The organism is Bacillus cereus group sp. TH152-1LC, from assembly GCF_027710505.1.
Classification (GTDB): Bacteria; Bacillota; Bacilli; order Bacillales; family Bacillaceae_G; genus Bacillus_A; species Bacillus_A mobilis.
In genome coordinates this window covers 113,130-133,925 of record NZ_JAQFNK010000001.1, presented here as the reverse complement: position 1 = coordinate 133,925, position 20,796 = coordinate 113,130, and the positions used below count along the sequence as shown (strand labels likewise).

The window sequence follows — 20,796 nt, the reverse complement described above, 5'->3', positions numbered from 1 at the left end:
TCTACTATTTTTTCTAATTAGCTTAAAGCACACAAAAATAATTCCTAACCACATTAAAAATTTTAGAATTCCTTTGATAAAAATGAATGCTAACGGAATCCCTACGATGATTAACAGCAACCATTCTCCAAATGTAAATGGTTTATTTCGTGTATTTGACCTACTATACTTACCTTTTTTAAACATTCTTCTAAGAATACCACCTAAGGTTAAACTTCTAGGGACTATTTTGTTTGAGTGTTTTCGGCTTTGTTTGTAATTTACTCTTGATATACCCATTTCCACATATCACTCTCTTCCTACACAATATCATTCTTTTTTATTTCTACATTATCTATTTTACCAGGGGTTTATTAATTGGGTTAAAACTGCTGTAGTTTTTTATTTCCCGAATTATTTCCCTTTATTCTTCTAACATCTGTTCTAATGTCTAATTACATATAGATTCAACACTACCAAACAACTTCACAAGTGGACCACATTCTATATGTGGACTACATTTACTTGTTATAAGAACTATTTACCTATTGTTTCGTTTTAAACAACAGATAGAACAGCTGCTTATTTTGGCGTACCAAAAATCTTTCGCTATGAGAGTTAAAGCATTTAGACATTGAAAAAAGCACCTAATAGTTAGGGACTTTATTTTAAAACATATTCCAAATAAAAAATGCTCTAACTCATTACCAAAGTAACGAGTTAGAGCACATTAATTGTCGTTTGTTTTTCTAATGATAGTATTCGCTAACGAACTCCACAAGTAGACCACATTCTACAAGTGGAGCACATTTATCTCTGTAACAAAGGCTTTTTCCTCTCCTGGTTCTAATCCTTGTAGACCAGTAAGTTCAGGAGGTAGATTAATATTTGGCGCATTTGTTACCCAAGAATATGGTTCAATAGCTAGCAAATCATCTTTTCCACCAGCAGTAAATAGAACCCAATGGAGATATCCTTTTGTAGCAGTGTAGCTTATTTCTATACCAAGAGATGGATGTTTAATTACAGCTGCTAGGTTCTCTGTCATTGGATACACATCATCTAGAGTGATATCTTTTAATATCATCCCATTTTCTAATTCCTCTTGATATGTAGCATCTTGAAGTTCCCCTGTAGGAAGATATCTTTCATTTAATACCCACTGTTTTTCTACATCTATTTGTAGAGTTGATGTAGAAATCGGAAATGCAAATGTAGTGTGATGTCCTAAACCCACAGGCATCTTTTTGTCGCTATGGTTCTTTACTACTAATGTTTGTATTAATCCAGTATCTTTTAACTCCACATGCATTTCCAATATAAATTCATGCGGGAATTGTTGTAGAATTTCAGGATGCTTTCTAGAATCCAATCTAGTAATTAATTTGTGGTTTGTGCATTCTTCTACAACTACATCCCATTCCTTATCATGAACAAAACCATGTATATGATTATTTTCTTTAGCGCGGTTCATTGCTAAATTGTAGACTTGATTGTGGTATACAAATGTAGCATCTTCAATTCTATTGGGAGGGAATAAAACAGGAATCCCATATAACATAGGTCTTAAAGTGTATTCTTCTTTGGTTTGTGGAGTTCTTAATAATTCTACATTTTTCTTTTTGTCGTATAGAGAAATCACATTGCTGCCTTGGGATGGTAGCACGATTGCCTTGAAATGTTGATTTTCAATTTGGTAAGCCAACTTATCTAAAAATGTAATTTGTAAAATGTTCATATATGTATGGTCCTTTCTTGTTTAAAAAAACTTTTTCCTGTCTATACTATAATTACTGAGGCATTGTTACTTTAAAAAAGAACCGGCTATCTTTTAATGAGAGCCGGTTCTTTTATTAAAGTTATTCCCACCAATGGAATCCGTCTTTTTCTAGTAATTCATGTGCTGCTTTTGGTCCTTGTGAACCTGCTGGATACTCATGAACTACTAAACTCTTTTCGAATGCATCAAGGATAGGTTGTACCAATTTCCAAGAATATTCTACTTCGTCCCAACGAGCAAAGAAATTAGAATTCCCACAAATCGCATCGTGTATTAAACGTTCGTATGCTTCAGGAACGTTTGTGGAGCTCTCTATGTGGTCTACATTTATAGATTCGATTTCCCCATTATTTAATACATCTTTAGAGTTCATTAAGAATGAAACACCTTCTGTTGGATTTACTTGAATAACAAATAAGTTAGGGTGAGTATTCTCGAATTTTCCATCGTGTAGATTTTTGAATTCTACAACAATCTGCGTAGATTTTTTCTTCATTTTTTTACCAGTTCTAATGTAGAATGGTACTCCTGACCAACGAGGGTTTTCCACCATAAACTTAGCGGCTACAAATGTATCAGTTGTAGAATTTGGGTCTACTCCTGGTTCTTCTTTGTATCCTACAACCGCTGTATCGCCCGTTTTACCTGCACCATATTGACCACGTACGACAAATTCTCCAACTTCATCTACTTGTAGTGGACTTATAGACTTCAATGCTTTTATTTTTTCATCACGAATGTCTCCAGTGTTTGAAGGCTCCATAGCAATCATCATTAGCATTTGTAGCATGTGGTTTTGCACCATATCTCTAATAGCACCAGAGTTGTCATAATAAGCTGCTCTTTGTTCTACACCTACAATTTCACTTGCTGTAAACTGAACGTTTGCAATGTGATTATTATTCCACAAAGACTCTACAAGTGGATTTGCGAATCTTAGAGCTTCAATGTTTTGTACCATTGCTTTTCCTAAATAGTGGTCAATACGATAAATTTCATTTTCTTCAAATGATTTACTAAGCTTTTCATTTAAGATTTGAGCGGTTTTTAAATCATGTCCAAAAGGTTTTTCGATGATAAGTTTTTTCCAACCTTTTGTATCACCTAATCCACTTTCTTTAATGTTATGTGCAATTACATCGAAAAATTCAGGTGCCACCGATAAATAGAACATTCTATTTTCTTCACGCAGACCTAGGTTTTGTTCTGTTTCTTTAATTTGGTAAAGTAATTTTTGATAATCTTCTTTATTCGTTACATCTAATGCGCAGTAATCAAAGCTTTCAATAAATCTACTAAAATGAGAATCTTCTTCCGGTTTTTGTCTAGAAAACTCTTTAATAGATTCTCGGACTTGATTTTGAAATACTTTTTTCTCAATTTCTTTTCTTCCTAATCCAACCACAGAAATAGGTAATGATAGTTTATTTTCAATAAATAAATTATAAAGAGCTGGGTAAATTTTACGTTTAGCTAAGTCACCTGTAGCTCCAAATAATACAAAAGTTAACGATTCCATAATAATAAAGTTCCTCCATAATCTTAATAAATGTACATCAGTTAAATATAATTTTTTGTTTTTAAAACCTTTTATAAATAAAACGATTCATCAAATGATAATTAAATAAAAATATTACAAAAGCCTAATTTTTTATTAATTAGGCGTATGTTGGAGAGAAAAACATTTCACAAAAGTCTTCTACAACTTCTTCTCCTTGTTCTATATCATCTTCAAATAACGGATTGGATTGTAAAGAATGGAATAGTTCACGCGCAATAGTTTTCCACACAGCAATCCGTAAATTTTCATCATAATCAGTTTGTCCTTCTTCTTCTAATTCTTGATGAGATAATAATTCAGACTCGTTTTCGTGAGCTGCTAACGAAATGATGATATTCCCATTTTCCCAAACGTACATTCCTTTGTTAAATAGGTCGAATGTGTATATTCCTGTTTCATCTTCTAATTGTTCTAAATGTTCAGATGTAGACACGATGTAGATTTTTCGAACGTTCATAAGTAGAATTTTAGGTAACATTTGTAGATATTCTAGAATTCTACATTCTTTCAAATTCTGACCGAAATCTTCAATCATTTCCTCGTTCACCAAATATGATTCTTTATTAAATCTTAAGAATCGATTGTTCTCTTGGAATGTATCTACTACTTCGATGATATTTTCTGTCTCAGATACAATTTCTAATCCATCTGTATGTTCTATTTCATATTTCATCTCGTTATCATTTAAATACAATTCTTGTTCTAGATTCATACCACAAACACTCCCCACTTAATTTCACATGTGATTAATTTCGTAGAAAAAACGAAAATTCCTTATCGATATGTGGTCCACTTGTGGGGTGTGGTCTACAAGTGAAAAAAATACAAGCCTTTATGGGCTTGTATTTTATAAGAAGTCTCTTGCTATTTTTTTGAACGATTCTAAATATTGTTTTCTAAGTTCCAAACCTTCATCTAATTGAGCCGCAATTTCTTTTAATGCATCAACACGTTCTACAAAAAAGTCCACTACATCAGAAAGCTCTAAACCATTTCGTTTAGAAAAGTGTTCAGCAGTTTCAACCACAGCATAAGAACCGTCATATTCAACTGTCGGATTGTAGTTCATATATTCATCTTTTTTAAATACTTGATATCTTATTTTTCCATCTTCGCAATAGAAGACTTTGTTGCTAATTGTTTTCTTGCTGCTATCTTCGTAAACATATATAAGAACTGCTTTTTTACCATTAATAGTTTCCTGCGGAAGGGAAGGCATTAGATAAGCAAGCAAACTCTCTAACACTTCAACTTCTTGTTCTACATGTCTTTTATGTGCGCTTTCAATTGTTGTGTATACATTTGTAGACCTTTCAAGTTCTTTTCTTAATCTCTTGAAATCCATAATAATTCCTCCTATACAAAAATAACCTTTTGTCTTTATAAACGAAAAAAATGAATAGGATAAACTTTTTCAGTTTTTTTTACACATACAAAAACAAAAAAGATATACTAGCCTATATCATTAACGTGCTATTTTTTTAAAACTTAAGTGTTCCAACACTGGGTTATTAAAGTTCGAAATTTTAAGGTATAAAAAGGAGTGAAGAATATGTTAAATGAACAACAAAGAAGTGCAGTGGAACATATATATGGTCCATTGTTAATCATAGCTGGCGCAGGTAGTGGTAAAACGACTGTGTTAGTCGATAGAATTGAAAATATGATACAAAAACATAAGATTGACCCATCTGAAATTTTAGCTGTTACATTCACAAATAAGGCAGCTACAGAAATGAAAGAAAGAATTGAAAAGAAAATAGGGTACGAATCTGTATATGGATTAGAAATGGCTACATTCCATTCTTTTTGCAACAAAGCTCTTAAAAGGGACATAAACTTCACGAAAAGTGAATACACAAGTTCTTTTAATATTGCAGATGAAAACCAAGTCAATTCTTACATTAAGCAAATTATTAAGGGGAAAACAAAAATCCAACCCAACACTTTTTCAGGATATATTTCTGCTTTGAAAAACGAATTGGTTGATGCAAGTATGTTTGTTACAGAGGATTTTACATCTCCTTTTGTAGATAGTGAAAAGGTAGAGGTCATGATTGCAAATTGGTATTCTGAGAATCCTGAACATATGGAATTGCTAGGTACTGTTTATAGACAGTACGAATATATGATGGAAAAAACAAACACGATGGATTTTGATGATTTAATATTACAAACTGTAAAAATGTTTACGGGAAATCCAAAAATTCTTGAAAGATATCAAGAAAAATTTAAATATCTTATGATTGATGAGTACCAGGATACAAATAGGTCTCAATACGTATTATCTAAGCTATTAGCTAATAAATATCGAAACATTGCAGTAGTGGGGGATGATGCACAATCCATTTACGCTTTTAGGGGAAGCGACATCCGTAACATTCTGAATTTCGACTTTGATTATTCAGAAGCAAAAGTAATTAAATTAGAACAAAATTACCGTTCTACAAAAACAATTCTTCAAGCTGCCAACGAAGTAATTTCTCATAATAAAAACCAAAAGAAAAAAGTTCTTTTCACTGATAATCCAGAAGGCGAAAAAATTACACTCTTAGATACACAATACCCAGAAGAGGAATCATCAATTATTGCTTCAAAAATTCTAGAGATAAAAGAAAGAGATAATAAAAGTTTTAGCGATTTTACTATTCTCTATAGAACCAATAGACAAAGTGCTCGCATAGAACAAGCACTTAGATTCGAAGGAATTCCGTACTTTGTATATTCTGGCAGGTCATTCTTTGATATTCCGGAAATTAGAATCATTGTGAAGTATCTTCAATTCATACATAACCAAAATAATATTGATGCGTTCAACGAAATTATCCAGGTTCCAAAAAGAAGAATTGCAGATAAAACAATTGAAAAAATAGTAGCCGAGTTTTTAAGCCGTGACATTTTAGATATTCTTGAGAATCCAGACAGTATTGTGCGTATGCAAAAAACAGGTAAATCTGAATCACTTCAATTCGTAAAATTAATTAAGAAACTAAAGGATTTATCAGAAACCTTGCCAGTAAACGAATTAATTGAAGAGCTTCTAATAGAGTTGAATTTCGAAGAAGCAGTTATTTCGACATGGCTTCCTGGAAAACAAAAAGAAGCTGTTAAAAACATCGAAATGTTATTAGAAATTTTAGTTTCTAAACAACAAAGAGATGGTAAACCTATTTTAATTAGAGAATTTGTAGAAGAAATAGCATTAGGAAGCCCTAAAGATGCACCCGAAGGCGAACATGTTAAATTAATGACTATACATGCTTCGAAAGGTCTAGAATTTCCTGTTGTCTTTGTTACGAATATGCAGGAAAACGGATTCCCAAATACAATGTTCAAAGAAGTTACGCCAGCTGATATCGAAGAAGAACGAAGACTTGCCTATGTTGCCATTACTAGGGCAAAAGAATTGTTATTCCTTAGCAAACACAATTATCTAGTTACAAAACAAGGTAAAACGTTAAAATTAAGTCCTTCCTTGTTCTTGAGTGAGTTTAACAGAAATTTAATGCGAACAGAGTATTTATAATATGTAATCTATATAAACAGCATCCATTCTATTTTTTGGATGCTGTTTTTTCATTTTTAGGAAAATTAAACTGTTCTTTATCATCTTTTATCTCTTTATTAATTTCCTTATTCTATAATCCAAATAAAATGTTTTCTTTATTTTTTTCATTTTACTTCGTTTACTAAAAACGAGATTGATTTAGAGATTTAGTGAAAGGGGGAATTTTTATGAAAAAACAATATGGATTCGGTGAAATATTGGTCAAAGAAGGGCATATTACAGCCGAACAACTAAAAGAAGCAACAGAATTTCGCATGCAAAAAGACCTTAGACTAGAAGAAGCTCTAATTGAACTTGGATACGTGGAAGAATCTCTTATTCTTGCAACTTTATCTAAGCAATTACGAATTCCAGTTAAACAAAAAAGTGCTATTAAGGTTGACGCGAACGCAGTTGATTTGATTTCGGAGAGATTAGTTAGAAAACACACTTGTTTTCCTTTTGAAATAAAGGGAAACACTGTCAAAGTATTAGTGATAGACCCTTTAAATCTTATTCTTGAAGATGAAATATTCCAAGAGTCAAACCTTCGTTGTCAATTTTACTTGGGATATAAAGAAGAAATTAATCAGTTATTAAATGAATTTTATGGAACCGTTACTGTTGTCCAAGAGCTTGATGAAGAGGAATCTGAATTTGAAGAAGATGATACAGGCTTTGATATAAGTTCACAAAATAATAACTCACCTATCATTAAAATTACAAACTCTTTGTTTAAAAACGCTGTTATAGAGGGCGCTTCAGATATTCATATTGGAGTAACAGAGAAAAAAGTGGAAGTTAGATATAGAATTGATGGTATTTTACATAGAGTTAGGGAACTCCCTAAAAAATTTCATCCTGCTCTTGTTTCAAGGATTAAAACAATGGGTGATATGAATATCACAGAGAAAAGATTGCCACAAGATGGTCGTATACAAATAAATTTAGAAGGAAAAGCCATCGACATGCGTGTTTCTACACTTCCGAGCGTGCATGGTGAAAAAGTTACAATTCGTCTACTTGATAAAGGAAAATTATTAATGGACATTAAACAACTAGGATTTCAGGAAAAAATAGAAGTTGAATTTGATAAATTAATTAAATCACCTGTTGGGATTATATTAATCACAGGACCAACAGGAAGTGGTAAATCTAGTACGCTTTATACTGTCATTAATGAACTAAATGATGTTAGTAAAAATATTATTACGATTGAAGACCCTGTTGAATATAGCTTAGATGGAATTGTTCAAGTGCAAGTAAATCCTAAAGCTGGTATGACATTTGCAGAAGGTCTAAAAGCCATTTTAAGACAAGACCCTGATATTATTTTAATCGGTGAAATTCGTGACAAAGAAACAGCTGGTATCGCAGTAAAAGCATCAAATACTGGTCATTTAGTCTTTGCAACACTACATACAAATGATTCAGTGTCTACTGTTGTACGTCTAATGGATATGGGCGTAGAGCCTTATCTAGTAGCTGGAACTGTAAAAGGTGTTGTGAATCAAAGGTTAGTAAGAAGAATTTGTCCTCATTGCAAAGTAGCGTATAAATCTTCTGATTATAGTGAAGAAAAAGCATTTTTTGGAATTCCTTCTTTCTTAGAACTAAAACTCTACAAAGGAGAAGGATGTGAACAATGTAAATTCACAGGATACAAAGGTCGCGTAGCTATACACGAATTATTCTTAATGAATGATGAATTAAGAAAAATGATTGTAGAGGGAGCAAGTCAGGCAGAACTTAAAAATCGTGCTATTGATTTAGGGATGACAACAATGAAACAAGATGGATTCGATAAAGCATTAGAAGGATTAACTACTTTAGAAGAAGTTAGACGTTTTGTACTCGTTTCTGATTAATTTTACAAACCGAAGGAGGGTAGGGGCTTAATTCTACATGTGTAATTAAAACACATCACATGTAGACTCGATAAGCCTGCATATATGAGCGATTTCACTGAAAAATTAAAAATCCAATTCACATCAGATAATTTTCTTGTTATAGATATTGGAATTCATGGTATGAAAGTAATGGAGGTAAAACGAAAAGCCAGAGATTACTACATAAAAAAAGTCTTTACTATGCCTGAAATGTCCAAGTATTTTACTGGTCCAGATATGTTTAATGTGAATGGAATTGTAGATTCTATGTCACAAATTATTCATTTAGAAAGAATTAAAACTAAAAATGTTTTTCTTTCATTTTCAAGTGCTAAACTTCAAACAAAGATTATTAACATTCCGGAATTGCCAGAAAAAGAAATTAGAACCTTTGTAGAGTTAGAATATCAAAAACAATTTCCGAATCTTAACAAATTAACAGATGTTGTGGATTATATGCCACTAGGAACCTTTATAAAAGAAGGTTCTAATCAAAAACAACTGTCACTTCTTTTAGCACAGTATTCTGTTATTGATGCAGAAAGAGTGGTAAAAGAGTTTAAAAATAAAAAATATAATGTCAACATTATAGATGTAGGTATTCACGGACTAGGAAATGTTGGGAGAATATATAACGACTTAGAAAACAGAGATATTGTGGTTTTTGATATAGGCTACAATACATCACAAATGGTGTTCTTGCGTGACCAAACAGTTGTATTTTCACGAAATTTAGCATTTGGCACAAATACAATAATTAAAGGATTGCAAAACCAAGAAGAAATCACAAATAAAGAAGCCGAATCTATTTTGCATGAAGTAGGGCTACAGGCAAAAGAAGATATCATCAAAGGCAACCGTACAATATTCGCAGATGATTACAATGAAATGGTAGAAGGCTATTTAACCAATACCTTAAACGAAGCTTATCGTTCCTTCCAATCTGTTAACTCAACCTATGGATTAAATCTATCTCATGTATTACTAACTGGTGGATTTTCTGCTATTCCAGATTCTAAAGAATTAGTGCAAAAAATACTAGAAATGGACGTAGAAACATGGGAAATTGATGATTCTGATAAAATTCGATTAAGTAACGGTTCAAAAATTGTGAATCAAACGGATAAGGTAATCAACGGAGCATATGCAACATGTGTTGGAATGGCTATTAGAGGAAATTTCGAGTAACGTTATTTCCTCTTTCACTATATATATTTGTTTTTTAGCAAAGGCAGGTGTAGAAAATGCCTATTTTCCATTTTAAAGCTTTAGACCAAAATGGACAGATTATTGAAGAGAAAATCGAAACAGAATCAATGGACCAAGCAATTGCAGAAGTAAACAGAAGAGGAGTCTCTTTAATAGAAATAAAACCCGTTAATTCTATTATGAATTCTCTTGCTCTTAAAAAGGTATCAAAAAAAGAATTGGCTAGTTTTACCAAGCAACTTTCCTACCTAATCGAAACTGGAATTTCTTTGCATAAAGGGGTAGAAATTATTGCGGAACAAATTCGAAATCCTTATTTTAAATCCATTATTAATCAAATAGTTAAAGATATCAAAGAGGGGATACCTTTATCTGAAGCATCTGCAAAATTTCCAAAGGTATTTCCGAATGCAATGATTTTCCAATTGAAAGCCGCTGAAGCTGGAGGTTTCATGCAAGAAGCGTTAGTAAATATATCTGCCGACTTAGAAAGGGAAGCTAGATTTGCAAAGCAAGTAAAAGGTGCAATGATGTATCCTTCTGTGGTGTTAGTTGCGGCGATTGGTATTGTTTATTTTATGTTAACAATGGTGGTACCTAAAATGGCTAAAACACTAACTTCATTTGATGCAGAATTACCTACAATCACAAAAGTGGTAATGTCTGCTTCTGATATTGCTAAAACTTATTGGTATGTCTTCATTATCGTAGTCGTTTTGGGGATTTATTTATTTAAATTATTAATGAAGAATCCAGTGTATAAAAAGAAGTACCATGCTTTCCTTTTAAAAATTCCCGTAATAGGAAATCTCGTAATTGCCATTAATATAGCAACAATGACTAGATTGATGTCTTCTTTGTTATCCAGTGGCGTCCCAATTGATGATACACTAGATAACCTTAAAAATGTTCTATCAAATAAAGTCTTATCAGATAATATTGAAAAAGTACGAAAAGAAGTAGTAGAAGAAGGTTATACCCTTAGTAAATCTATGGATGAAAAACCTGTTTTTCCAAAAGCCTTAGTTCAAATCTTAAAAGTAGGGGAGGAAACAGGTAATCTGGAAGACGTTTTATCCAGCCTTGCAGATAAATATGAAGAAGATGTAAGTGACGCCTTAAAAACAATGACAGCATTAATCAATCCACTATTAATGATAGTCATAGGCGCTATTGTCGGTGTAATTGTTGTTTCACTATTTGTACCTATGTTCTCCTTAATTGATAAATTGTAATGAAATCCAGAAAATAAAAAGCAAAAAAATGATGACATTTTAAAAATGTATGATATTTTTTTAAAGATTTAAAAAGTATCATACATTTTTTATTATCGTAATACAAAAGAATTTTCCGTAACATTACACGGTTTTGTATGAAAAATAATTCCTTTCATAAAAATAACAAAAAAAAGTGACGCTCCTTGAAAAGTATGATATTTTCGTAGAAATTTTTAAAAAGGGGGACCTAACTATGTTAAACAAATTCAAACAATTGTTTAAAAACGAAAAGGGTTTTACATTAGTTGAAATCCTAGTGGTTATTGTAATCATCGGTATTTTATTTGTACTTTTACTACCTCGTCTTGACTTTGCTAACGATAAAGCTCGTCAATCAGGCGTGAAAAAAGATTTCCGTGAATTCCAAACAGCAGCTGAAGGATATCTTAAAGAATCGGCAGGACAAAACTTAACTCAGGATGGATTAAATCAATATCTTGATAAAGGTGTACAAGTTCCAACATCTTCAACTCCGGTTGCCACTGGTGCAGCTGCGGTATCTGTTGTTTCTAGTGGGAAAGACCCTTGGGGAATACAATACAAAATCGAACTTCAAAAACCAACAGCAACAACTGCACAAATTATTTACTATTCATATGGTAAAACTGGTAGTGGTATCGATTATATTGGAGCTACTTATTACAAACAAGGCACAGTGGATTCTTGCGTTGCTCGTTTCGGAAGTACACAAGACCTTGCTCTTTCTAGTTTATCAATAGCTACTGCTCGTACTGGTCTTACGGGTGCTAATGCTAACCCAACAGTTAATGGCGCTGCTAATAACTGTGGTGGAGTTATTAGTTAATTAAAATCATCAAGTTAAAAAAGACTTTTAAACATTGAGTTTAAAGGTCTTTTTTTGTGGGTTTAAGTTTAATTCGTTCAAAAGAATTAAACTTCTTTTTTCTTAATTTTTCAGTTCCAGCTCCGATACATTAATAGAGTTAATGTTTTAGGGAGTGGGGAAATTTGTTAAATTGGCTTAATGATGTACTTATCAAAGCAAAAGAAATGGGAGCATCAGATGTTCATTTAAGCTGTGGCTCACCTATTATTTATAGAATAGATAACGATATTGTACGAATTGGAGAAGAAATATTAGATGATGACAGATTATTCCCTGTCGCAAGAGGACTTCTACCCGATGTAAATTTTATGAGAGACCCGTTAAGAGATTATGATTTTTCGTATGACATACCAGGTGTATCTCGTTTTCGTGTTAACTTGTTTCGTCAAAGACAAGGATGGAGTTTCTCCATACGTTTAATATCAAATGTTATTTTAGATATGAATACTTTGGGCTTACCGATGCAATTAAAAAATGTAGTTAAGAAAAAGAATGGTATCTTTTTAGTGACTGGACCAACAGGTAGTGGTAAGTCCACAACCCTGGCATCTATGATTCAATATGTTAACACTCGTATGAGCAAACACATTATCACATTAGAGGACCCAATTGAGTTTGTTTACGAAAGTGCGAAAGCTATCATTCATCAAAGGGAAATCGGACATAACGTTAGCAATTTTAAAGATGGAATTCGTTCAGCTTTACGACAAGACCCTGATATTATTCTAGTTGGGGAAATGCGTGATTTAGAAACAATTTCAGCCGCTATTTCCGCTGCGGAGACAGGTCACTTAGTATTTGGTACACTCCATACAAATAGTGCACCGAAAACGATTGACCGTATTATAGATGCTTTTCCATCAGACCAACAAAACCAAGTAAGAACACAGTTCGCTTCTTTACTTGTGGGTATATTATCTCAACAATTAGTAAAAAAAGCTTCCGGAAAAGGAAGGGTAGCTGTTACAGAATTCCTATTAAACAACAATGCTATCGCAAACTTAATACGTACAGAAAAAATTCACCAAATTCCTAATGCGATGCAAACAGGAGCTTCTGAAGGGATGCATACGATGAAAACCAAGGTTGATGATTTAATGAACAAAGGTGTAATTTCTGAAAACCACGGTTTAGACTAAAAATAAAAATTATAATTAAAATAGAAAGGGGTGATGGTATGATATCCCGTTTAACTGTATTGACTGCAATTGTAAATTTAGGTCTATCATTCTTTATTATTTACAGCATCATTAACATACAAACCGAAGCGAATTCTTATGTTCCTAAACCAATTAAAGTTCATAAAAGTTTCAATGATACATTAGCTGAGAAAATTAACAATACTGTAATAGAAAAGAACAACGAAGAAAATCCTAAAGACTCGTTTGATTATTCATTGAATAGCGTAGTAATAAATAGCATCCAAAAATATAATCTTTCTGAGAAAGAAATGCATTCATTATTAAACAGCAGCAATCCATTTGGAGCTTCTTCTGGAAAGGATATTTCTAAATTAAAGGAAAAAATCGAACAACAAATCGAAGAAACGAAAAAAAATCAAGAAGGAATACAACAACAAATAGAAACTCCTAATAAACCCAGCGACGATAACAAAGTTCCTAATTCGAAAACTATGAGTAAAGATAAAATAAAATCTATAGCGGAATTAAAAGCGAAAAAATACGACATACCTAATTCATGGAACATTTCAGTCATTGAAGAGTTAAGCAATTACAAACAAAACTTAATCACGGAAGATGGAAACACTACACGAAAAGGAATCATGCAAGTGAGAGATGATAAAATTCCTTTCATCTTAGAAAACCTTGGAATTCCTTATAAATCAGGTCTAGAAAATGACGTTGAAACTAATATAGAAATGGGTTCTTACTATCTATCTTATTTATCTAAACAAAACACAAATGAACATTATCCGTTTACTGCTTTTTACTTAGGACCACGCGGAGCAGAAACATTATTTAAAGATACTGGTTCATATGAAAGCAAATTCAGCAATTCTATCATTAAAAAATTGAAAAAGACTTAGAATCTTTAAAGATTCTAGGTCTTTTTTTAATTTATCAGCAAAAGTTCTAAATTAATATGCTTATTTCTCGATATATTTTATGCAGAGAATTTTATTTTTTATCGACATTTTTAAAACATGTGCTATTTTCCTAAGAAAGAGGTGAACACATGAAGAAAACGATTAATTTATTACCTCCTTCAGTAATACATGAAAGAAAGATGAAGAAGGCAAAGCAATCTGTTGCATATATTGTTCTTGCATGTGCTGGTTCGACTGGAGGTATGTATCAATATGAGAAAAATCTCTCACAACAAATTACCGATTATGAATCACAAATCAATAGTTATCAGGCGCAACAGAACAAAATAGAAGAGTTGAATAAAAAAATAGAATCAACAATTGAACAGAAAAAATCTATTTCAAGTTCCTCTTTCCCATATCATCGTTTCATGTTTGCCATTACTACAAATGCACCAGATGATTTGAGAGTTTTATCTGTACAATCTGTTTCACCAAATCAATCGAATGCAAATAATAACAACGAACAAAATCCTGCTCAACCAGGCGTAAATACACCTAATACAGACGCTCAGGGCAATGCACAACAAAATCCTGCTCAACCAGATGCTACGCAACCTGGAACAGGACAAACACCAACAGACCCTAATCAACCTGCGGCTCCTGTTGACCCGAATGCGGCAAACCTTGGCTCTCCTGTTCCAGGAGGGGATAACACAACTGTACCACCAGAAGGGAATAATCCAGTGATTAAAAATGAGCCTCAAGAAGAGAGTCCGTTTAATTTTGGAACTTCTGAAATATATGTTAGAGGTTACAGTATTTATCCTAATTCTATTGCAACTTTGGCTAACAAATTAAAACAAGAAAAATACATAGCAGATGTTACTGTTACCAAAATTCGCGATTATTACACTGGTTTAGAGAATTTCAAACTTTTTGAAATGAAAATTACGTATCAGTAATTTATAAGGGGGTAAGTTGTATTATGAAAAAAATGACAAAAAGAGACCAACTTTTACTACTCTTTCTAACGCTTTTTGTTGTTCTAGCGGCGTTTTTTAAATACGTTTATGAACCTTTAGATGGAAGAATCAAAGAAGCATCGGGGAAAAGAGATAGTTTACAGTCACAAGTAGAAGCAAATAAAATTGATGTTCTCAATACGAAGGTAAAAAGCCTAGATAGCCAATTGCAGATGGAAGAAGCAGAAAAGAAAGATTTTGAAAAACAACGTATGATAACCAAGGCACAACAAGAGCAATTATTGCAGTACATTGGTGAGCAGGCTAAAAAATTAGGAATCAACCTAAGTAAATTTGAAGAAAAGGAAACAAAACTATCTTCTTCTTATAATGTAGTTGGTTACGACATCAAAGCAAGAGGAGAAAATAAAAATCTAATTTTATTCTTAAACAGTTTGTATAGTTTTTATAACTATTGCTATATTACTGACTTGAATTTAAGAAAAGTTGAAATTTCTCCTACATTTGAAACAACTGATTTAAAAACTTTAACACCAGAAGAAAAATTAAATGTTGATTGGGATGACGAGCAAATTAAATTAATTTTAATGGACATTCCACCATTTATTGTTGAAAAGGATTTAGAAAAAAAAGCAGAGGAAAAACAAAATAAACCATCTCGTAAGGAATTACAAATAGACTTTTCTCTGTACTTTATTTTATCCGAGTAAAGGCGTGTGATAAGAATGAATAACCAGAAAGGACTAACAACGATTGAATTGCTAATATCATTATTTATATTAGCAATCATCTTAACTGCCTCTGCCAATTTCTATGAATTTTACGATACAAAAAGTGCGAATTTTGGTAGTTTCAATACCGCGAGAAACCTAGGGGTCAGTGTATTAGAGAATCAGCTTGAAACAACAAAACTAGGGTATAAAACAATTGGAGAGGTCTATAGAAAAAGTGTATATGTAAAAGGAAAAAAATACGAAGTAGTAGCAGAAAGAATAGATGCTACCGATACAACGTCTTACTATAACAAAAACATTCCTTTCTATTTAATTAAAACGAAAGTGTATTTCGAGGATAAAGAAATTGAGGTGAATGGTTATGTTACTAGTAAATAAACTTAAAAAATACTTAAATGACCAACGCGGATTCACCTTAATTGAGATTCTAATTGTGATGTTTATTACAGGATTGGTTTTAACGAGCGTATTTAGTGTTCTGAATTGGAATTTTAAAACTGCATTTGGAGGCGTAGAAAAACAAAAAGAACTAGAGAGTTTTAGAATTTTTAACAGTTATCTAATCGAAGACCTTCAATTCGCTAAAAATATCACAATCCTTAATGAACCGAGTAGGGATACTCTGCAATACGTAAGCATAGACAATCGAGTAAGCATCTTATACTTCGAATCTGACGGATTATATAAACAAATAGGAACAAAGAAAATCAAAATTGCTGAGGGTTCAAAATACGAAGCAAACGTTCCTGCTGCCTATTTTGAAAATAGTGGAATGATTCGAATCAATTTTTATGCGAAGAACATTGATTCTTTGCTATTTGTAACCGTAAAACCACTTATTTTTAAAACGAGTTAATAACAGATTCGAGGTGATGTTATGTTTAAAAATGAAAAAGGTTCTATCCCAACCGTAATTATTATAGGTCTCGTATCAGCGTTTACAGTGTTTCTTTTAGGGAATTTGCTTGTAGCTGAAAATATAGCAGCTAAAAAACAAAATTTAAAGTTTGAGCAAGAAGTATATGCAAATAGAAATGCCTTGGAGACGACAGTAAATGTTGTTTTACAAAAAGTAAGTGGGAGCGAAACAAAATATGAAAAAAAGACCATTTATCCTTTGTATATTACGGACATGCAGGATATTGAAAATACAATAAATTCGAGCATGCTTCCTCATATCGCTCCTAATAATACCGTTTCTATTACGAATTTAAAGTATGACAAATCTTTGGATATGATTTGTGAAGAAAAAATCACAAAGAATTCATATACACAAGAAGAGGAAGCTAGTGGTGTAAATTGTAGCACCACACCCTTCAATCTTACTTTTGATGTAGAAATCAATAAACAAAACAACAAAAGAAAAATGAAAGTTAAATTAGATAAACTTTATGCTCAAGAATCGAATCAAACAGGGTTTATAAAAATTAACTACGACAATATGGATGTTAATTATTCCAGTTTATAATATGTTTTTTCCTTAAAAAGGAGGGGATTACAATAAGGCGCATATATAATATTTTTCAATCCGAAAAAGGAGTTACACTGATAGAACTTTTAGCAGTAATTATTATTATTGGATTACTATCTACTTTCTTAATTCCTAAATTGAATTCTTTTACTAATAATTCGCAGGTTACTATAGTTGAAACAGACATAAGATTATTAAAATCTAACATACAGGAACATTTCGTAGACGACCCAACAAAAACATTAAATGAAGACCTACTGAAAAAATACTTTGGAACTCCCGTTAAGCTAGTTTCCGCTTCAGGTGTCGACCCAGCTCGTTATACTCTTCCAGAGAAAAAAGACCCTTGGGGAACTCCTTATGAAGTTATCGTTGGAAAAAAAGAATTATTTGTTGCATTTCACGCATTTGGTCCTAACCAAATTAACGATATCGCAGGTGGCATTACTGCTAATAATATAAAGGATGATATTTTAGCTATATTTTATCCAAAATCATAAAACCTCTAATATGTAGAGGTTTTTTAGTATTATTAGTTAAAATAATTGCTAACTAGTTCGCTTTTTTATAAATTTTTAAGTGTTTTCAATAACTTTTAATTATTTTAGAATTTTCTTCAAATTTCACGTTTAAAAAACATAGTTTCGGAAAAAATATTACTAGTAATCGATACTTTTAGCTGGAAAAATATAAGCTTATAAGAAAAAAATTCAGGATTTTGAATTTTTTTCAGGAAAAACTATTGCGTTGGTTGTGTCGATTTGATACTATTTGAATATCAAATCGCAACAATATTCTTTTGGCAATTAGCTACACACTTCCTTTTTTCCTAAAAAAAACTTTTTAAAAAGGATAAACAAAAAAAGCGAAGAAAAAGGATAACGTAGAAAGCGATTAGGTCGCTAAAACTATTAATTTATTCATATTATGGAGGGTTCAGACATGAACAAAACAGATTTAATCAATGCAGTTGCTGAAGCAAGTGAAATTTCTAAAAAGGATGCTACAAAAGCAGTAGACGCTGTTTTCGAATCTATCTTAGAAACTTTGAAAAAAGGTGACAAAGTTCAACTTATCGGCTTTGGTAACTTCGAAGTTCGTGAGCGCGCTGCTCGTAAAGGACGTAATCCTCAAACTGGCGCAGAAATCGAAATCGCAGCAAGCAAAGTACCTGCATTCAAACCAGGTAAACAATTAAAAGACGCAGTAAAATAATAATACTATTTTATTGATAAAAAAGAAAAGGATGGCTTAAAGCCGTCCTTTTCTTTTTTTTATTTTTTATTAATTTATTTTTAATCCCAATACATCGTAATCATCTATCTTTGTTTATAATTTTTGATATATATTTTATGTTTTCTTTTTTTATCCAAAAGGAAAACAACAAGAACATTATAAATAGATAGGTGAGGTGAAAAAAGATGAACATTCATGCGGTATCTAAGGGTGTCGTTTTATATTTCGCATTAATTTTTTCGGCAATGTCGTTTTTTATTTTTAATGGATTTCAATTAACAGAAAGAGCATTCACACTAGTTTTATTAGGAATTGTTATTGTTATTGGATTTTTCACAGGTAAACATTCTGGTGAAAATTCGGGATTAAATGGTTTCTTAATTGGAATTATTACATCCGCTTTTCTGATTTTCTTCATTTCTCCGTATACAGACATGCAATGGGGACTGAACTTCTTTGTTATGATAGTTTGGATTTCTGTTTCCACAGTTAGTGCGTATGTTGGTGGGAAATTTGATGTAGTTACAAAATCGTTTAAATTGCCTAAAGTTAATGAGAAATAATAAAAGAAACTCTGCGTTTGCAGGGTTTTTTTCTGTAAAAAATATTCATTTCGAATTTAATTCTGAATTTCGAACAAAAGCCAAAACCCAATTGATATAATGAAACAAGCTAAAAAAGCAACATATCTATTACACATCAGAGAAAACTTAGGGGGAATTGCATATGTCAATGTCGACTGAAGACAAAAAGAAAGCCCTTGCCGCTGCTTTAGGTCAAATTGAGAAACAGTTTGGTAAAGGTAGCGTCATGAAACTTGGAGAAGCTACAGATAATAAAGTTTCCGTTGTATCTTCTGGTTCTATTCAAGTGGATGGTGCATTAGGAGTTGGCGGATATCCTCGCGGACGTGTCATTGAAATTTATGGTCCAGAGTCATCAGGTAAAACAACACTTACTCTTCATGCAATTGCTGAAGTTCAAAAACAAGGTGGAACGGCAGCGTTTATTGACGCAGAACATGCCTTGGACCCGGTTTATGCAAAAAATCTAGGAGTAAACTTAGATGAATTATTGGTATCTCAACCTGATACAGGTGAACAAGCATTAGAAATTGCAGAGCAATTAGTACGCAGTGGCGCGGTTGACATGGTTGTAGTGGATTCAGTAGCTGCATTGGTACCAAAAGCAGAAATTGAAGGTGACATGGGCGATTCTCACGTTGGTCTTCAAGCAAGATTAATGTCGCAAGCAATGCGCAAATTATCTGGTGCTATTAATAAATCTAAAACAATTGCAATCTTCATTAACCAAATTCGTGAAAAGGTTGGAATCATGTTCGGAAATCCTGAGACGACGCCTGGCGGACGAGCACTTAAGTTTTATTCTACAATCCGAATTGAAGTTCGTCGTGCAGAACAATTAAAACAAGGTAATGATATCGTAGGGAACAAAACAAAAATCAAAGTTGTAAAAAATAAAGTTGCTCCTCCATTTAGAACAGTAGAAGTTGATATCATGTATGGAGAGGGTATTTCTCGTCAAGGTTCTATTTTAGATTTAGGTTCTGAATTAGATGTTGTGAAAAAGTCTGGAGCTTGGTATGCCTATAATGAAGAACGTTTAGGTCAAGGTCGTGAAAATGCGAAACAATTCTTAAAAGAAAATCCAGAATTAGCTTTCGAAATTGAAAATAAAATTCGTGTAGCTTTAGGTATGGAGCCTTTATCTGCGGGAATTGAAGAAGCAGAATAATCATTCTGAAAAAAACAGTAGCAAGGATTTCCTTGTTACTGTTTTTTTGTTTTTACTTTTTTGAATTTATTTTTTAAATAAATTCAGAATACTGCTGACGTTTTTTAATGACGACAATGAATTTTCTACAGACTTAACAGTATCTTTTATTTTATTAGTAACGCTTTGTACATCCTTTGTTACATCAGATACATTTTTCGTTATATGGTTCACATTTTTAAGTAGTTGATTTGTCTCTTCTAGCGTAACTTTTGACTTTTCTATTACCTCATTCGTGACTCTTATAGTTTGATTTAAAGTGTTTAATAGCCTTGCGCCAAATAATAATAAAATCGCAAAAGCAAGAGCTACAACAAACCCTCCAATTTCTAATAATCCAACATTCATTCAAAACGCCTCCTAAATAACAATTCCTTTTTAGAATTAACCCTCAACGAGTATTTTCTTTTAATAATGTCGAAACTTTAAAATTTGACCT

At 32.2% G+C, this 20,796-nt stretch carries 21 protein-coding genes and 1 pseudogene; 17 read left to right on the top strand and 5 right to left on the bottom strand.

Annotation, left to right across the window (positions count from 1 at the left end; all coding sequences use genetic code 11):
* Nucleotides 1-772: 772 nt before the first annotated feature.
* The 4 genes from PDL00_RS00700 to PDL00_RS00685 all read right to left on the bottom strand — a co-directional run bounded on the left by PDL00_RS00700 (nucleotide 773) and on the right by PDL00_RS00685 (nucleotide 4,665).
* The gene (locus PDL00_RS00700; protein ID WP_270725399.1) at nucleotides 773-1,717 is read right to left on the bottom strand and encodes an aldose 1-epimerase; all 945 of its coding nucleotides are present in this window, start codon (nucleotides 1,715-1,717) and stop codon (nucleotides 773-775) included.
* Between the two features lie 121 nt (nucleotides 1,718-1,838).
* Nucleotides 1,839-3,278, bottom strand: a complete 1,440-nt coding sequence (zwf, locus tag PDL00_RS00695) for a glucose-6-phosphate dehydrogenase (RefSeq protein ID WP_270725397.1) — start codon at nucleotides 3,276-3,278, stop codon at nucleotides 1,839-1,841.
* A gap of 139 nt (nucleotides 3,279-3,417) precedes the next feature.
* The gene (locus PDL00_RS00690) at nucleotides 3,418-4,032 is read right to left on the bottom strand and encodes a hypothetical protein (RefSeq protein WP_098517617.1); all 615 of its coding nucleotides are present in this window, start codon (nucleotides 4,030-4,032) and stop codon (nucleotides 3,418-3,420) included.
* Nucleotides 4,033-4,167: 135 nt separating this feature from the next.
* The gene (locus tag PDL00_RS00685) at nucleotides 4,168-4,665 is read right to left on the bottom strand and encodes a hypothetical protein (protein ID WP_270725394.1); all 498 of its coding nucleotides are present in this window, start codon (nucleotides 4,663-4,665) and stop codon (nucleotides 4,168-4,170) included.
* 207 nt (nucleotides 4,666-4,872) lie between these two features.
* On the opposite strand from PDL00_RS00685, the gene PDL00_RS00680 reads away from it, so the two are divergent.
* The 17 genes and pseudogenes from PDL00_RS00680 to recA all read left to right on the top strand — a co-directional run bounded on the left by PDL00_RS00680 (nucleotide 4,873) and on the right by recA (nucleotide 20,318).
* Nucleotides 4,873-6,846 (top strand): ATP-dependent helicase, encoded by a 1,974-nt coding sequence (locus PDL00_RS00680; RefSeq protein WP_270725391.1) that lies wholly within the window; start codon nucleotides 4,873-4,875, stop codon nucleotides 6,844-6,846.
* A 209-nt stretch (nucleotides 6,847-7,055) separates the two neighbouring features.
* A complete protein-coding gene (locus PDL00_RS00675; protein ID WP_270725389.1) occupies nucleotides 7,056-8,735 on the top strand; it encodes a GspE/PulE family protein in 1,680 nt (559 codons plus the stop codon).
* An 84-nt stretch (nucleotides 8,736-8,819) separates the two neighbouring features.
* Nucleotides 8,820-9,944 (top strand): pilus assembly protein PilM, encoded by a 1,125-nt coding sequence (gene pilM, locus PDL00_RS00670; RefSeq protein ID WP_270725387.1) that lies wholly within the window; start codon nucleotides 8,820-8,822, stop codon nucleotides 9,942-9,944.
* 56 nt (nucleotides 9,945-10,000) lie between these two features.
* Entirely contained in the window at nucleotides 10,001-11,200 is a 1,200-nt protein-coding gene (locus PDL00_RS00665) for a type II secretion system F family protein (protein ID WP_270725385.1), read from the top strand.
* Between the two features lie 235 nt (nucleotides 11,201-11,435).
* Complete coding sequence (locus tag PDL00_RS00660) at nucleotides 11,436-12,047, top strand: prepilin-type N-terminal cleavage/methylation domain-containing protein (protein ID WP_270725383.1); 612 nt, start codon at nucleotides 11,436-11,438, stop codon at nucleotides 12,045-12,047.
* A gap of 164 nt (nucleotides 12,048-12,211) precedes the next feature.
* A complete protein-coding gene (locus tag PDL00_RS00655; protein WP_270725381.1) occupies nucleotides 12,212-13,228 on the top strand; it encodes a type IV pilus twitching motility protein PilT in 1,017 nt (338 codons plus the stop codon).
* Between the two features lie 38 nt (nucleotides 13,229-13,266).
* Nucleotides 13,267-14,136 (top strand): transglycosylase SLT domain-containing protein, encoded by an 870-nt coding sequence (locus PDL00_RS00650; RefSeq protein ID WP_270725379.1) that lies wholly within the window; start codon nucleotides 13,267-13,269, stop codon nucleotides 14,134-14,136.
* A gap of 149 nt (nucleotides 14,137-14,285) precedes the next feature.
* A complete protein-coding gene (locus PDL00_RS00645) occupies nucleotides 14,286-15,101 on the top strand; it encodes a hypothetical protein (RefSeq protein WP_270725377.1) in 816 nt (271 codons plus the stop codon).
* A 23-nt stretch (nucleotides 15,102-15,124) separates the two neighbouring features.
* Nucleotides 15,125-15,832: a type II secretion system protein M gene (locus tag PDL00_RS00640; protein ID WP_098006951.1), complete on the top strand. Its 708-nt coding sequence runs from the start codon at nucleotides 15,125-15,127 to the stop codon at nucleotides 15,830-15,832.
* Between the two features lie 15 nt (nucleotides 15,833-15,847).
* Nucleotides 15,848-16,234 (top strand): prepilin-type N-terminal cleavage/methylation domain-containing protein, encoded by a 387-nt coding sequence (locus PDL00_RS00635; protein ID WP_098517537.1) that lies wholly within the window; start codon nucleotides 15,848-15,850, stop codon nucleotides 16,232-16,234.
* The gene (locus tag PDL00_RS00630) at nucleotides 16,218-16,712 is read left to right on the top strand and encodes a PulJ/GspJ family protein (RefSeq protein WP_270725372.1); all 495 of its coding nucleotides are present in this window, start codon (nucleotides 16,218-16,220) and stop codon (nucleotides 16,710-16,712) included. Before PDL00_RS00635 ends, PDL00_RS00630 begins: the two co-directional genes overlap by 17 nt.
* Nucleotides 16,713-16,733: 21 nt before the next feature.
* Nucleotides 16,734-17,324 (top strand): hypothetical protein, encoded by a 591-nt coding sequence (locus PDL00_RS00625; RefSeq protein ID WP_270725369.1) that lies wholly within the window; start codon nucleotides 16,734-16,736, stop codon nucleotides 17,322-17,324.
* Nucleotides 17,321-17,449: pseudogene (locus tag PDL00_RS34810) on the top strand (type II secretion system protein); the annotation flags it as partial. The gene PDL00_RS00625 and the pseudogene PDL00_RS34810, both read left to right, overlap by 4 nt.
* A 15-nt stretch (nucleotides 17,450-17,464) precedes the next feature.
* Nucleotides 17,465-17,827: a hypothetical protein gene (locus PDL00_RS00620; RefSeq protein WP_270725368.1), complete on the top strand. Its 363-nt coding sequence runs from the start codon at nucleotides 17,465-17,467 to the stop codon at nucleotides 17,825-17,827.
* Between the two features lie 427 nt (nucleotides 17,828-18,254).
* Entirely contained in the window at nucleotides 18,255-18,542 is a 288-nt protein-coding gene (locus PDL00_RS00615; protein ID WP_420107060.1) for an HU family DNA-binding protein, read from the top strand.
* Nucleotides 18,543-18,748: 206 nt separating this feature from the next.
* Complete coding sequence (locus tag PDL00_RS00610) at nucleotides 18,749-19,126, top strand: hypothetical protein (protein WP_098007453.1); 378 nt, start codon at nucleotides 18,749-18,751, stop codon at nucleotides 19,124-19,126.
* 169 nt (nucleotides 19,127-19,295) lie between these two features.
* Nucleotides 19,296-20,318 (top strand): recombinase RecA, encoded by a 1,023-nt coding sequence (gene recA, locus PDL00_RS00605; protein ID WP_270727796.1) that lies wholly within the window; start codon nucleotides 19,296-19,298, stop codon nucleotides 20,316-20,318.
* 66 nt (nucleotides 20,319-20,384) lie between these two features.
* On the opposite strand, the gene PDL00_RS00600 is transcribed toward recA, so the two are convergent.
* Nucleotides 20,385-20,705, bottom strand: a complete 321-nt coding sequence (locus tag PDL00_RS00600) for a DUF948 domain-containing protein (protein ID WP_270725364.1) — start codon at nucleotides 20,703-20,705, stop codon at nucleotides 20,385-20,387.
* Nucleotides 20,706-20,796: the final 91 nt, after the last annotated feature.